The sequence below is a fragment of the Flavobacterium phragmitis genome (genome assembly GCF_900112575.1).
GTDB classification, from domain to species: Bacteria; Bacteroidota; Bacteroidia; order Flavobacteriales; family Flavobacteriaceae; genus Flavobacterium; species Flavobacterium phragmitis.
The window spans coordinates 127,345-142,278 of sequence record NZ_FOMH01000010.1; the positions used below are offsets into that span (position 1 = coordinate 127,345).

15 protein-coding genes are annotated in these 14,934 nt (G+C 34.5%); 7 read left to right on the forward strand and 8 right to left on the reverse strand.

What is annotated here, in order from left to right:
* The first annotated feature begins 17 nt into the window (after positions 1 to 17).
* The 3 genes from BM289_RS17810 (at position 18) to BM289_RS17820 (ending at position 2,371) form a co-directional block, all read left to right on the forward strand.
* Positions 18 to 911 carry an alpha/beta fold hydrolase gene (locus BM289_RS17810; RefSeq protein WP_091496054.1) on the forward strand — a complete coding sequence of 298 codons (894 nt, stop codon included), beginning with the start codon at positions 18 to 20 and terminating at the stop codon, positions 909 to 911.
* Between the two features lie 127 nt (positions 912 to 1,038).
* Positions 1,039 to 1,593 (forward strand): thioredoxin family protein, encoded by a 555-nt coding sequence (locus BM289_RS17815; RefSeq protein ID WP_091496320.1) that lies wholly within the window; start codon positions 1,039 to 1,041, stop codon positions 1,591 to 1,593.
* A gap of 382 nt (positions 1,594 to 1,975) precedes the next feature.
* Positions 1,976 to 2,371, forward strand: a complete 396-nt coding sequence (locus BM289_RS17820; RefSeq protein ID WP_091496056.1) for a GreA/GreB family elongation factor — start codon at positions 1,976 to 1,978, stop codon at positions 2,369 to 2,371.
* 103 nt (positions 2,372 to 2,474) lie between these two features.
* On the opposite strand, the gene BM289_RS17825 is transcribed toward BM289_RS17820, so the two are convergent.
* The 8 genes from BM289_RS17825 to BM289_RS17860 all read right to left on the reverse strand — a co-directional run bounded on the left by BM289_RS17825 (position 2,475) and on the right by BM289_RS17860 (position 8,357).
* Positions 2,475 to 2,774 carry a c-type cytochrome gene (locus BM289_RS17825; RefSeq protein WP_091496058.1) on the reverse strand — a complete coding sequence of 100 codons (300 nt, stop codon included), beginning with the start codon at positions 2,772 to 2,774 and terminating at the stop codon, positions 2,475 to 2,477.
* 92 nt (positions 2,775 to 2,866) lie between these two features.
* Entirely contained in the window at positions 2,867 to 3,799 is a 933-nt protein-coding gene (locus BM289_RS17830; protein WP_091496060.1) for a peptidylprolyl isomerase, read from the reverse strand.
* A 42-nt stretch (positions 3,800 to 3,841) separates the two neighbouring features.
* Positions 3,842 to 4,996, reverse strand: a complete 1,155-nt coding sequence (locus BM289_RS17835; RefSeq protein WP_244165411.1) for an MFS transporter — start codon at positions 4,994 to 4,996, stop codon at positions 3,842 to 3,844.
* A gap of 202 nt (positions 4,997 to 5,198) precedes the next feature.
* Entirely contained in the window at positions 5,199 to 5,540 is a 342-nt protein-coding gene (locus BM289_RS17840; RefSeq protein WP_091496063.1) for a cupin domain-containing protein, read from the reverse strand.
* 2 nt (positions 5,541 to 5,542) lie between these two features.
* Positions 5,543 to 6,454, reverse strand: a complete 912-nt coding sequence (locus tag BM289_RS17845) for a Zn-dependent protease (protein WP_091496065.1) — start codon at positions 6,452 to 6,454, stop codon at positions 5,543 to 5,545.
* Positions 6,455 to 6,465: 11 nt separating this feature from the next.
* Positions 6,466 to 7,341 carry a sugar phosphate isomerase/epimerase family protein gene (locus BM289_RS17850; protein ID WP_091496067.1) on the reverse strand — a complete coding sequence of 292 codons (876 nt, stop codon included), beginning with the start codon at positions 7,339 to 7,341 and terminating at the stop codon, positions 6,466 to 6,468.
* 133 nt (positions 7,342 to 7,474) lie between these two features.
* The gene (locus BM289_RS17855) at positions 7,475 to 7,903 is read right to left on the reverse strand and encodes an NADPH-dependent FMN reductase (RefSeq protein ID WP_244165412.1); all 429 of its coding nucleotides are present in this window, start codon (positions 7,901 to 7,903) and stop codon (positions 7,475 to 7,477) included.
* A 91-nt stretch (positions 7,904 to 7,994) separates the two neighbouring features.
* Complete coding sequence (locus tag BM289_RS17860) at positions 7,995 to 8,357, reverse strand: hypothetical protein (protein ID WP_091496069.1); 363 nt, start codon at positions 8,355 to 8,357, stop codon at positions 7,995 to 7,997.
* A gap of 244 nt (positions 8,358 to 8,601) precedes the next feature.
* Here BM289_RS17860 and trmD point away from each other — a divergent pair, with 244 nt between their 5' ends.
* From trmD to BM289_RS17880, 4 genes are all read left to right on the forward strand, one after another.
* Positions 8,602 to 9,282, forward strand: coding sequence for a tRNA (guanosine(37)-N1)-methyltransferase TrmD (gene trmD, locus BM289_RS17865; protein WP_091496071.1), 681 nt, complete (start codon positions 8,602 to 8,604; stop codon positions 9,280 to 9,282).
* Positions 9,283 to 9,534: 252 nt separating this feature from the next.
* Positions 9,535 to 9,885, forward strand: a complete 351-nt coding sequence (gene rplS / locus BM289_RS17870) for a 50S ribosomal protein L19 (RefSeq protein ID WP_091496073.1) — start codon at positions 9,535 to 9,537, stop codon at positions 9,883 to 9,885.
* 281 nt (positions 9,886 to 10,166) lie between these two features.
* Positions 10,167 to 12,386 (forward strand): NADP-dependent isocitrate dehydrogenase, encoded by a 2,220-nt coding sequence (locus BM289_RS17875; protein ID WP_091496075.1) that lies wholly within the window; start codon positions 10,167 to 10,169, stop codon positions 12,384 to 12,386.
* 145 nt (positions 12,387 to 12,531) lie between these two features.
* Entirely contained in the window at positions 12,532 to 14,910 is a 2,379-nt protein-coding gene (locus BM289_RS17880; RefSeq protein ID WP_091496077.1) for a TonB-dependent receptor, read from the forward strand.
* Positions 14,911 to 14,934 lie beyond the last annotated feature (24 nt).

Here is a 14,934-nt window from a genome sequence, read left to right on the forward strand (position 1 = left end):
CATTAAAAAGATAGAAAATGGAAAATAGCTTGATGAATGCCAATCCTTCTTTTAGAGATTACGAATTTGATGTAAAACAACACAATACAGATAAATATATAGAAACTGCCCAAAATGTTCGTCTTTATGTTAGAGATTATGGCAAAGGAAAACCCGTGATTTTAATTCACGGCTGGCCTTTATCTAATGAAATGTGGGAATATCAAATTGAGTTTTTAGTCCAGAATAACTATAGAGTTATTGCTTACGACAGAAGAGGTTTTGGAAAATCGTCTCAACCTTGGGATGGATATGACTTTGACACTCTTACAGACGATTTAAGTGAAATTATTGAACAGCTTCAATTAGAAGAAGCCACTTTGGTTGGTTTTTCAATGGGTGGCGGCGAAGTGGTTCGTTACTTCAGCAGACATCATGGAAAAGGTATCGCAAAAGCTGCTTTAATTTCATCAATTATTCCATTTCTATTAAAAACAGAAGACAATCCAGATGGAAGACCAGCAGAAAAAAGCGAAAATACAGCTACATCCATAAAAGAAGACAGAATTGGATTTTTGGACAATTTTGGCAAAATATTTTTTGGTGTAAACATCATCAATAAGCCTGTAAGCAACCCTCTATTAGAATATTATAGAAATTTATGCTCTGCAGCTTCACCTAGAGCAACATTACAATGCGCAGCCTCTCTAAACACAACTGATTTTAGAGACGAGTTGAGTTCTATAAATGTTCCAACTTTAATCATTCACGGAGATGACGACAAAGTAGTTTCAATGGATTTAACTTCAAAAAAAGCAGCTGAGGGGATCAGAAACAACAATTTCATTGTTTATGAAGGTGCTCCGCATGGTTTATTTTATACGGATAGAGAAAAATTAAACGAGGATTTATTACAATTTTTAAATTCTTAGAAAATAAAGAAAAGTATCCAAAGAGCAAGCTCGAAAAGCTAACTGCTTCTTTGGGTATTTTTTTATTCTTGTGCGCTTTTATTTACAGATTTTTAAAGCTATTTTTGAAAATCAAATTCAAAATAAAATGGCACGTACAGAATCGACAATGCTTCCTTTAGGCACAATTGCTCCCGATTTTTATTTAAAAGATACCAATTCCAACGATACTTTCTCATTTGAAGATTTGAAAGGATCTAAAGGAACTTTGGTACTATTTATCTGCAATCATTGTCCGTTTGTACATCATGTTATTCAGGAAGTTGTTATGATTGCCAATGATTATCGGGTTATGGGAATTGGAGTAATTGCTATTTCGAGCAACGATGTTGTAAAATATCCACAGGATTCTCCAGAATTAATGACCGAATTTGCGTTGGAGAACAGAATCGATTTCCCGTATCTGTACGACGAAAGTCAGGAAACGGCAAAAGCTTATCAGGCAGCGTGCACTCCGGACTTTTATTTGTTTGATAATCAAAACCGTCTATTTTATCGCGGACAGTTGGACGACTCGAGACCTGGGAACGGAATTCCTCTTAGCGGAAGCGATTTAAGAGGCGCTATAGATGCCTTAATTTACAACAGAAGTTTAAAAGAACCGCAAAAACCAAGTTTAGGCTGTGGCATAAAATGGAAGTAAATACGCACTAAATCCAAAAAGATTCTCTATCTTTGCAAATCAATTTAATCATCCTTATGGGAAATAAAATACCATTTACAGCCTCTAGAAAGTCGTTTTGTTTTGCAAAACCGCTTGATGCTGTAATTATTTCACATAATAAGGCCTTTATTAATTAGGCCTCCGTCTACTTCAATTTTCTTCTTTTTTGACGGAGGATTTACATCAAGCTTAAACATTTCTTTATTTGACAAAATCAATTTTGGTCAGATATTTTTTTGTTTTTTTCCAATTTAAGCATTTTTTATTATTGTCTTTTTTAAAGACAATAATGTATTTGTTTATAAATCCTAATAAGAAGAAAAAATTATTTAAATAGTATAACAATAAATTCAATATAGATATGAAACCAACACCCACATTCTGTAAATCAGATTATCAATTTTTAAGAGAATTGATTTTAAAAAGCAAAAATTCAACAAATACTAAAGAAGCTAATCAGCTTTCGCAGGAATTAGACCGCGCTATAATCAGTAAAGAAAGCGAATTGGACAGTTCTGTAATCCGAATCAATTCTATAGTAACAATTGAAGATGTAAAAGCGAACAAACAAATGAAAATTCAAATTGTTTTGCCTTCTTCTGCTGACATCAAACAATCTAAAATTTCAATTCTAGCACCTCTTAGCGTGGCTATTATTGGTTTTAAGGAAAACGACGAAGTAGATTGGGAACTGCCGGCTGGAATAAAGACTTTAAAAGTAATAGCTGTAGACAATTCGGCTGTTTCGCATTCCTAACTTTTTAAACACCTCATTTTTTGACGGTGTTTTTTTTATATCTATTTGAAAATAAAAAACTGTTCAATCGAACAGTTTTTTTATGCTTTTTTCTAATTACAAACTATAATTGTGAATGAATGTAATCTGTAACAGACGCAAGCTGAGTTTCGTCTAATTTCGCTTTTTTTCCCATTCTTACCAAAATCGGAGCCCATTCTTCTTTTGTAAATTTCTTCGGATCGTACAATTTGTGGCATTTTGCACAATTGTTCTCGTACATGTTTTTACCCGCTTCTAATTCAGGAGTCAATGCAACTGTTTTTGCAGATTCAGCAGTTGTCGAAGCAACGGCAACCGTTTTTTGAGATCCGCAAGCAACCATAAATAATGCAAGTCCTGCAAGGATTAAAATATTTTTCATCAGCTTTCTTTTTATAGTAAATATAAAAAAATCCCATACACCGTGGCATATGGGATTGCTATTTAAAACAATACTAAATTGCTTTTAAATTCTTATTTTACGTCCATTAATTCAACGTCAAAAATTAAAGTTGCGTTTGGTGGAATTACCCCTCCTGCACCAGATGGTCCGTAAGCTAAATCAGATGGAATTACAAAACGAGCTTTGTCTCCAACTTGTAATAAAGCAATACCTTCATCCCATCCTTCGATAACCTGTCCAATTCCTAATTTAAATTCAATTGGTTTTTTACGAGGATAAGAGGAATCAAAAACTTTTCCGTTTTCTAAAGATCCTTCATAGTGAACAGAAACAGTTTTTCCAGCTTCTGCTTTTTTCCCATCTCCTTTTTGGATCATTTTATAACGTAACCCACTTTCTGTTTTATCAAAACCAGCAGCTAATTGTTCCATTTTTGCTTCAGATTCTGCTTTTAAAGCCGCTTCTCTTTTTAGACGAGCACCTTTTAAACCAATAAAAGCTTCAATAGCGTTCCATTTTTGAGCTTCTTCACCAACTCTAATAATTTCCAAAGTCTCTAATGCATCACCTTGAGCAACAGCATCAACAACTTCTTGTCCTTCAATAACATGTCCAAAAACGGTGTGTTTTCCATCTAACCAAGGAGTTGGTACGTGAGTGATGAAGAATTGTGAACCATTACTTCCTGGCCCTGAATTTGCCATAGACAAAACTCCTGGACGATCGTGTTTTAAACTTGGTACAAACTCGTCATCGAATTTATATCCTGGATCTCCAGTTCCAGTTCCTTTAGGACATCCACCTTGAATCATGAAATCAGCAATAACTCTGTGGAAATTTAAACCATCATAGAATTTTTGTCCTTGAGGTTTTACTTTATTTTCCATATTCCCTTCTGCAAGAGCCACAAAGTTTCCTACAGTTCCAGGCGTTAAATCGTGTGTTAATTTTACTAAAATCGAACCTTTGCTAGTATTGAATTTAGCGTATATTCCGTTTTCCATTGTTGTTATTTTTTAATTGAACGCAAATTTACAATTAATTTCTTAATCCATTTGCGCTTTCTCTCTTTTAGATTTTGATTTATAAGTTAGTCCGTAAACCGTTAATGATAATAAAGATAAGACCATACAGCCCACCGTTACAGCGTGCCATCCGCCTAATTTCCACAACAATAATCCATAAGCAGATCCCGCAGCAGTCCCTAAAAAAGTAAGTGACATAAATACCGTATTTAGCCTGTTCCTAGCTTCAGGCAATAAGGAATAAACACGTGTCTGATTGGAAATATGAACGCCTTGAATACCAATATCAATAAATACAATTCCGATTGCCACTCCAATTACACTTTCAATTGAAAAGTAAAAAATCAAGAAGCTTATCAGAATCAATAAAATACCATAACCCACTGCAATTCTTGAATTTCCTTTGTCTCCAAGTTTTCCAACCAAAGGTGCGGCCAAAGCTCCTGAAGCGCCTACAATTCCGAACAAACCAATTGTAGCACTATTGAAATTAAACGGTTCTCCAGAAAGCAACAAAACCATTGTAGTCCAGAATGCTCCAAACTGAGCAAAACTGAAAACATTGATTGCCGTTGCTTCTCGTAAAACCGGCTGTGTTTTTATAAGAGTAAATAATGATCTGATTAACTGTCCGTAAGTCCCTTGAAACTGAGGTTTGTTAACCGGAAATTTGCTTTGAATCACAAAAAAGATCAAAAGACAGATTCCTGCAGCAATAAAGAACATCGATCTCCAGCCTAAAACCTGACCGATGAATCCGCTTAAAGTTCGTGAAAGCAGAATTCCAACTAAAAGACCACTCATAATGGTTCCAACTACTTTTCCTCGTTGCTCAGGAGCGCTCAGAGAAGCTGCCAATGGCAAAATTAACTGTGGCACAATGGAAGTAATTCCGATTAACAATGAAGCAATCTGCAATACCAGAAAACTCTTAGCAGTTGCTGCAACCAATAGCGCTAATACTGTTGCAAAAGTAGTCATGAGGATTTGCCTTTTTCGTTCTATTTTATCACCAAGCGGTACCATAAAAAACAAACCAATCGCATAACCTGCCTGAGTAAGATAAGTTATGGTTCCGGCATTGGCTTCAGGAATTTTAAATTCGTTGGCAATTAAAACAATCAAAGGCTGGCAGTAATAAAGATTTGCAACTATAAGTCCAGTGCAAACTGCCATAAAAAGTACATTTGTTTTGGATAAATTCATGTTGCAAAAATACCATCTATATTTAACCTAAACCTATAATTTTAAGTTTTTTTTAAATTAAATCCGCGTAAATCCGCGTCTTCGCGATAGCGAATCTGCGTTATCAGTGTTGTAAATGTGAACGCAGATTTTACGGATTCGCTATCGCGAAGACGCGGATTTTACGGACTTTTTAATACTGTAAAAAATCTTCTCGTGCAGGGCTGAAAACATCTGTCAGCATACCTTCTTCAAGACAAACAACTCCATGCACAGCGTGTGGTGGAATATAAAAACTATCACCTTCTTTTAAAGTTTGTTTCACATCGCTGATGGTAACATCAAATTTTCCGCTTGCTATATACGTAACCTGTGTGTGATAATGTTCGTGTAAAACCCCTATTGCTCCTTTTTCAAAATGAACATTCACCAGCATTACTCTTTCATCAAAAGCTAAAATTTTACGTTTGATTCCCTCTCCGACTACTTCCCACTCTATTTCGTCTCCTTTTAAAAACTCTTTACTTGTTTTCATTTCTATTTATTTTTAATTTTTTCGAGATCTTTTTCCATTAGAGCTAATCCATCGGTCAAATTATTCTCTTTAAAGTATTTTTCTAATTCTTTTAGCCTTTTGAGATTATCGTATTTAATTCCTGAATTTAATTTTCTTTGACATAACGAACATAATCTAAGAGTATGTTTATCTGTTTCAACCATGCTGTTAGTTCCATTCATAACACAATTCGCTTCAATACAATGACTAAGACCAAACATGTGACCAATTTCATGAGAGCAAATCTTTAGCAACCTCTCTAAACCTAATTTAAAATCGGCTTCTTTTTGCATTCTATACATCGAACTCACTGCTACTTTATCACTATAAGATGCCAGTCCAAAAACATAATTCCATTCCGGTTTTGGATACAAATCCTTTTCAGTTATGGCCATTAATGCAATTCTTTTTGCTGGTTTTTCTTCCTTTAAAATATCGGTCAAAATATATCCTGCCAAAAGCTGTTCTTGCCCAACATCGCCAATTCTTTTTGCTTTATTTGGAATAATATCATTGGAAACAGTTTCTAAAACTTTAGCCTCAAGCTGAAAAAAAATCTGCAAATACTGACGAACCAATTCAATCTGTTTGAGTTGTGAAGAATCAAATCTTCCAATTGGTTTCAAATAGATAATACTCTCTTCTTTAGTAGGAACAACATGTTTTGTACGAACAAATTGTTCAAAACTCTGTCCCTTTTCTTTACGAGAAAACAACCAATCGCCATAAGCTGGTTTTCCAAGCTTGACATCATTAACTTTAATATCTACAAAGTAAGGTTCAGGCGGTAATATTAGCTTTGAAATTGATTGTGCATTTGAATTTGGCTTTTCTTTTTTCTCAGATTGACAAGACAAGAAAATCACTACTAGTAGCAAAAGAACTTTCTTCATAAATAAAAATTTTATGAGAGTATATTTTTAGAGATAAAATCGCAACTCTGTTGAATCGATTGAAAAGAATCTTTCGCAAAATTATTTTCCTGTTCTACAAAAAAATGAATCATTCCAGATTGTCTTGCTTCTTCAAATAAAGGCTTAAAATCGATTGACCCTGAACCTATTTCTGTATTTAAATCGTTGTTATTTTTGTCCTTGTCCTTGACGTGCCACATTTTAAAACGTCCCGGGTTTTCCTTGAATAATTTCAAAGGATCATTTCCTGAATGAATTACCCAATACAAATCCAATTCGAAATAAACCAAATTTTTATCGGTTTCTTTTAACAAGATCTCATAACCCGTAATTCCATCGTGTTTTTGAAATTCAAAATCATGATTATGATAAGTGAGTTTCAAACCTGCTTTTTTGCACATTACCGCAGCTTCATTGACACGGGCAGCAATCTTTTTATAATCTTCAATATTTCTCCTAAAAGGTTCATCAATCCAAGGAATAGTTAAAAATTCGCTTTCTAGAGTTTTTGCGGCTTCTATTGATGCAATTAATTCTGATGTGTTTCCATCATACAAAAAGCTTCCTAAATTATAATGCCCGCTAACTGCTTTCAATCTATTATCATCTAAAATCTTTTTTAATTCTTTTGGAGTCAATCCCCAAAATTGGTCTTTAGTTGAAAAGCCATATGTTTCAACTGTGGTGTATCCTACCTTTGCTACTTTTTCTAAAGTTGTTTTTACATCTTTTGGAAGTTCTTTACGAAGGGTATACAATTGAATTCCTATTTCTTTTTTTTTCATAGAAAATACTAATGTTGGCCGAGCCCAAACAGCAGTTGCGGCAAGTCCTGTGGTTACTATAAATTTTCTTCTTGTAATCATGTGGTTAGATATATTTCAAAAAGTAAATTTATTATAAAAATTGATTCTCAAAATTTTTTATAAAGTTTTGAAGTGCTGCCATCGTTTCTTCTCCTATAATTTCTCCGTCGGCATTGATTTTACCTCTAACTCCCTAAATTAAAAACTGGGTCCTATCATCAAATCTAGCTTCCAAAGTTTTCATAATTAACAAAAGCTGTTCATGTCCCATTTCGCCAGAAGCTGAAGCTGTTATCAAACCAGTCTTTTTATCTGAAAAAATTGTTGTGGAAACACACCATTCTAAAGCATTTTTAAGACTACCAGGAAGACTGAACACATATTCTGGAGTGCAAATCAAAACACCATCTGATTGTTCTATTTTATTTCTGAATGAAATTATTTCCTGTGGAGGATTCTCGGTATCCAAATCGGGATTAAAATGAGGAAGCGAAGCAATATTCTCAAATATTTCAACTTCAAATTCTGCTTTTAAATGATTGGAAATGTATTGCAGAATTTTAAAATTACTGGAGTTACTTCTAGTACTTCCCGTTATGGCTAGTATTTTTGTTGAAGGCATTGTTATAAAATATAAATAGTATTTCTAAAGCGATACTTTAAAAATACTATTTATTTGTCAATGTAAATCTGAAACGAAATATAAAATAGTTTTATCTGCCCGTTCCAGAGTTTACACCTGCTAAATTTTTTGAATCAACTGACTGTGGAGGAAATTTTTGTTTTTCATTATGCCATAAATAGATTTTTCCTTCTTTATTGACATACATATAATCATACTTCCAATACGATGGCCCTGCAAGCCCCGAATCATCATTATGCTCTTTTGTAAAAACCTGATCTGCATAAAGAAGTATTTCATTATCCTGATCATCATGAAGTATTCTTACAGGAGGCCCCCAGTTCTTGATTAATTTCTGCTTGGTCTCTCCAAGCCATTTTTCATTGGTTTTATTGGTATTGGAACAGGAAATCTGCAAAACTGCAATAACGAGTAATAGTAAAGTTTTTTTCATAAGCAAGTCTGGTAGTTTTTGGTTTTAGTGGTAAATTCTTATAAATTTAACACTATTCTATCAAATAAACCCACTTAAACTTTAATTAAACATTAAATCCGATAAAGTGCGCGATTTATTCGATGAAATGCACAGATTAATATAAAAATCTTATAACATACTGACAAAAAGCGACTTATAAATCTTTAAAATTGACAAAAATTAACTTTGTATCTTTGCCGACAAGAAAACTATTGAATCGAAAATGCGAATTGACATTATTACTCTTTTACCTGAATTATTAAGAAGCCCATTTGAAGCTTCGATTATGAAACGTGCCATTGATAAAGGCTTGGTCGAAGTTCATTTTCATAACCTACGCGATTATAGCACTAATCGCCAGAAAAGTGTTGACGATTATCCTTTTGGTGGTGGAGCTGGAATGGTTATGACAATTCAGCCTATTGACGACTGTATTACACATTTGAAAAGCCAGCGTGAATACGACGAAATTATCTATATGTCGCCTGATGGAGAAACTCTAAATCAGAAAATCGCCAATAAAATGTCGATGTATGAAAACATTATTATTTTGTGCGGGCATTACAAAGGTGTTGACCAAAGAGTTAGAGATCATTTTATTACCAAAGAGATTTCGATTGGCGATTATGTTTTATCTGGAGGAGAGTTGGGAGCAATTGTATTATCAGATGCTTTAATTCGCTTAATTCCTGGCGTTTTAAGTGATGAAACTTCCGCTTTAACCGATAGTTTTCAAGACAATTTATTATCAGGGCCAATCTACACAAGACCTGCAGATTACAAAGGCTGGAAAGTCCCAGAAGTTTTGACAAGCGGACATGCTGCAAAAATTGATAAATGGCGCGAAGATATGGCGTATGAACATACTAAAAATAGACGCCCAGATTTGCTGGAAGGTCATTAATAAAGTATTCAGTCTCAGTTATCAGTTTGCAGCTGAGACTGAATACTGTGACCGAGACTGAATACTAAACTAACTCTCATTTTATCAGCATTTTAAAAAATTGGAATTTGGACTCGAGCGATAGCGAACAGACGAAGTAATTTTAAAAATTTGGAATTTTATTTTTTTTACTTACATTTGCACCCGAATTTGACCAACCTCTGGCGAGATCCGTGAATGTTGATCTAATATAAAACCATAATTTAAATTATCATGGCAGATTTATTAAAATTCGTTCAAGACGAATTCGTTGCTAAAAAAGATTTCCCAGATTTCGGAGCTGGAGACACAATCACTGTTTTCTACGAAATTAAAGAGGGTGAAAAAACTAGAACTCAGTTTTTCAAAGGAGTTGTAATTCAAAGAAGAGGTTCTGGTGTTACAGAAACTTTTACTATCCGTAAAATGTCTGGATCTGTTGGTGTTGAGCGTATCTTCCCAGTAAACTTACCAGCTTTACAAAAAATCGAAGTGAACAAGAAAGGTGCTGTACGTAGAGCTAGAATTTTCTACTTCAGAGAACTTACTGGTAAAAAAGCTAAGATTAAAGATAAAAGAAGATAATCATTTATCAAAATGTTATAAAAAACTCGTTTCACACTATTTGAAACGAGTTTTTTTTATGCCCTATTTCCAGTGAATATCAAAACCGTAATTTTTTAATACCAAAATCATCGATTTAGCAATATATCGGATATGAAATAACAATCTGTTAATTTCGCCTTTTCTCTCGAAAACTCAACCGATTTCGTTGTGATTTTATTATATTTGCTCCGCTCATTTTGAGCCGAATATATCTTTGCCATCGTTAACTCCTGACGATACGATTATAAAAAAAAAAGAAAATGACAAAATCAAAAATTTTTTACACCTTAACTGATGAGGCGCCGTTATTGGCAACTTACTCTTTGTTACCAATTGTTCAAGCATTTACAGCTACAGCTGGAATTGAAATCGAAACCAGAGATATTTCGCTGGCAGGAAGAATTCTATCAAATTTCCCAGAATCTTTGACTGATGCTCAAAAAACTGGAGATGCATTGGCAGAATTAGGTCAATTAGCAACTCAGCCAGAAGCGAACATTATTAAATTACCAAACATTTCAGCATCTGTACCTCAATTAAAAGCAGCAATTGCTGAATTACAATCGCACGGATACAACGTACCAAATTTCCCAGAAGATCCACAAAATGATGCTGAAAAGGAAATTAAAGCTAAATATGCAAAAGTTTTAGGTTCTGCTGTAAACCCAGTTTTACGTGAAGGAAACTCTGACCGTAGAGCTCCAAGAGCAGTTAAAAACTTTGCAAAAGCAAATCCACACTCAATGGGTGCTTGGTCTGCTGACTCAAAAACTAAAGTAGCTTCTATGTCAGGCGGTGATTTTTACGGAAGTGAAAAATCATTAACTGTTGCTGAAGCAAATGATGTAAAAATTGAATTTGTTGCTAAAGACGGAACTACAACTGTTCTTAAAGCAAGTACTCCGCTAAAAGCTGGAGAAATCATTGACAGCTCTGTTTTAAGCGTAAGCAAATTAAAAGCTTTTGCTGCCGATGTAATTGCTGAAGCTAAAGCTGCAGGAGTTTTACTTTCTGTACACTTAAAAGCTACAATGATGAAAGTTTCTGACCCAATTATCTTTGGCGCTATCGTTGAAGTATATTTTGCAGATGTTTTCAAAAAATACGCTTCTTTATTCGCTGAATTAAACGTTGACACAAGAAACGGTTTAGGTGATATCTACGCTAAAATTGCTGGAAGACCTGAGCAGGCAGAAGTTGAAGCTGCTATCGATCAAGCAATCGCAAACGGGCCAGCTTTGGCAATGGTGAATTCTGATAAAGGAATCACAAACTTACACGTTCCTTCAGATGTAATTGTTGATGCTTCTATGCCAGCAATGATTCGTACTTCTGGACAAATGTGGAATAAAGAAGGAAAAGCACAAGATACATTTGCTGTTATTCCAGATCGCTCATATGCTGGAGTTTATACTGCAACTATCGATTTCTGTAAAAAACACGGTGCTTTTGATCCTAAAACCATGGGAAGTGTTCCAAACGTTGGATTAATGGCTCAAAAAGCAGAAGAATACGGATCTCACGACAAAACTTTCCAAATGAAAGCAGACGGAGTTGTTCGTGTTGTGGATGCAAACGGAACTGTTTTAATGGAACAAAACGTTGAAGCAAACGATATTTTCAGAATGTGCCAGGCGAAAGACGCTCCTATTCAGGACTGGGTTAAATTGGCTGTAAACAGAGCTCGTTTATCTGATACTCCTGCTGTTTTCTGGTTAGATGAAAACAGAGCACACGATAGAGAATTAATTGTAAAAGTTCAAAAATACCTTAAAGATTACGATACTACAAACCTAGATATCCGTATTTTAAACCCAGTTGCTGCAACTGAATTTACTTTAGACAGAATCATCAAAGGTTTAGATACTATTTCTGTAACTGGAAACGTTTTACGTGACTACCTAACAGATTTATTCCCAATCTTAGAATTAGGAACTTCTGCAAAAATGTTATCTATCGTCCCTTTAATGAATGGTGGTGGATTGTTTGAAACTGGTGCTGGAGGTTCTGCTCCAAAACACGTTGAGCAATTTACAGAAGAAGGATATTTACGTTGGGATTCATTAGGAGAGTTTTTAGCTCTTGGTGCATCTTTAGAGCATTTAGGACAAACTTTAGACAATGCTAAAGCAATTGTTTTATCTGAAACTTTAGACCAAGCCAACGATAAATTCTTGGCTAACGATAAATCTCCAGCTCGTAAAGTGGGACAGATTGACAACCGTGGTTCTCACTTCTATTTAGCATTCTACTGGGCTCAAGCTTTAGCAGCTCAAACTAAAGATGCTGAATTGAAAGCAATCTTCACTCCAATTGCTGCAGAATTTGAAGCTAACGAAGCTAAAATCGATGCTGAATTAATTGGCGCTCAAGGAAAAGCTCAAAACATTGGCGGTTACTACCAGCCAACTCCGGAGTTAGTGAGCAAAGCAATGCGTCCTAGCGAAACATTCAACGCTATTATTGCAAAAATTAAATAATTCAAACGCACTGACGTTTTTAAGAATAAACAGGAAAAGGGCAACTCTAAAGGTTGTCCTTTTTTTATCTTAACTTATGTTTAACAGTAGTTTCGAAAAAATATTTAGCGAGAATTGATTATCTATGTAAATCAAAATCAATGCAATGATTACAAAAATTACCTGCACATTTTTTCTTTTTATTTTAACGATTTTCAGTTCTTTCTCTCAGGAAAAATTTACTTTAAGCGGTACAATCATTGACAGCAAAAACAACGAAACACTAATTGGAGTGAACCTCTACATACCAAGCCTAAAAATAGGAACTACCACAAACGAATATGGCTTTTATTCTCTTTCTGCACCAAAAGGAGAATATGAAATTGAAATCAGCTACATAGGATACCAGACCATTCAGAAAACTATTATTTTAAATCAGAATACAAAGAGTAACTTTTCTATTAGCTCAGGCGAAGAACTTCAAGAAGTTGTCATTACCGACAATAAAGGGAAAATAAATGTGAAGTCGCCCGAGATGAGCGTGAATAAACTTTCTATTTCGACCATAAAAAAAATGCCGGTTGTATTTGGCGAAGTCGATGTTATTAAATCAATTCTATTACTTCCCGGCGTAACCAATGCAGGCGAAGGGGCTTCTGGATTCAATGTGCGCGGAGGTGGTGCTGACCAAAACCTAATTCTTCTAGATGAAGCTACGATATTCAATTCATCTCACGTGTTTGGATTTTTTTCCGTTTTTAATCCAGATGCCATTAAAGATTTAAAATTGTACAAAGGTGGCATTCCTGCCCGATACGGAGGAAGAGCTTCTTCTGTTTTGGATATTTATCAAAAAGACGGAAACAGTAAAGAATTCCACATGAACGGTGGTATCGGATTAATTTCCAGCCGTCTGCTTGCCGAAGGTCCAATTGTAAAAGATAAAGGCTCGTTCTTAATTGGAGGAAGAGCTTCTTACGCTCATTTATTTCTAAAATTTTCGGAAGAAGACAAAGACAACTCCGCCTACTTTTATGATTTAAATACTAAATTGAGTTATAAACTTAATGACAATAATAGTTTATACTTATCCGGTTATTTTGGCCGCGATGTTTTCAGTTTAAATAAAAGTTTTACCAATACTTATGGAAATTCAATCTTGAATTTGAGATGGAATCATTTGTATTCTGATAAACTATTTACCAACTTATCTTTAATTTACAGCGATTATTATTACGGCTTAGATCTTGATTTTGTTGGTTTCAATTGGGATTCTGGCATTAAAAACTACAATATCAAATACGATTTCAAACATTATCTGTCTGATAAATTGAAATTAAGTTATGGCGTAAACGGAACTTACTACGAATTTAATCCCGGTACTATAAAACCAACTGGAGAAGATTCTGGAATCAATCCAGAGCAGTTGGATAAAAAATATGCTTTTGAGCCTTCCGTTTATTTAGATGCCGAAAGTCAGCTTTCGAATAAAATCAATGTTTCTTACGGATTACGTTACAGCCTTTTCTACAGATTAGGAGCTTCGACAATTAATTATTATGAAAACAATGAGGCCGTAACATTCAATACCGATATGCAGATTTATGAAAAAGGAATTCCAGTTTCCACAAAATATTTCAGTAAAAACAAAACCATTAAAAGTTATAATAATTTCGAACCACGTTTTTCTATTTCTTACCAACTAAATGAAGATCAGTCACTCAAAGCGAGTTATAACCGAATGGCACAATATCTTCAGCTAATTTCAAATACTTCTTCTCCTACTCCGCTAGATGTATGGATGCCAAGCGACCAATATATCAAACCACAGCTTGCAGATCAAGTAGCACTCGGTTATTTTAGGAATATTTATAATGGCGATTATTCATTAGAAGTAGAAACTTATTATAAAGAAATCCAAAACCGACTCGATTATATTGACGGAGCCGACTTAATTGCCAATAATGCGATTGAACAGGTTATTTTGAATGGACAAATGAGGTCTTATGGTCTAGAAATTATGATCAAAAAAAACAAAGGAAAATTTAATGGCTGGATAGCTTATACCATATCAAAATCAGAACAACAGACTCCCGGAAGAACTCCGGAAGAAACAGGAATTAATAATGGTCAATGGTATGCTTCTGCCTACGACAAAACGCATAATTTAGCGATTACATCAGCCTATAATTTAAATGAAAAATGGTCATTTGGAGCTAATTTTGCCTTACAGTCAGGACAACCCGTTTCTTATCCGAATGGGCAGTATGAATATCTCGGAATTACTGTTCCAAGCTACGGATTACGAAACGAAAACAGACTTCCTGCTTACCATCATTTAGATGTTTCTGCAACTTTGACACCGAGAAAGAATAAAGACCGAAATTGGAAAGGCGAATGGGTGTTCAGTATTTACAATCTTTACAACCGTATGAATGCCGCTTCGATTAATTTTAGACAAAATGTAGACACAGGTGCCAACGAAGCAGTACAATTGTCTATTTTTGGAATTGTTCCAGCGGTAAGTTATAATTTCAAATTTTAGAAAATCAATTTAGAAATTGAAAAT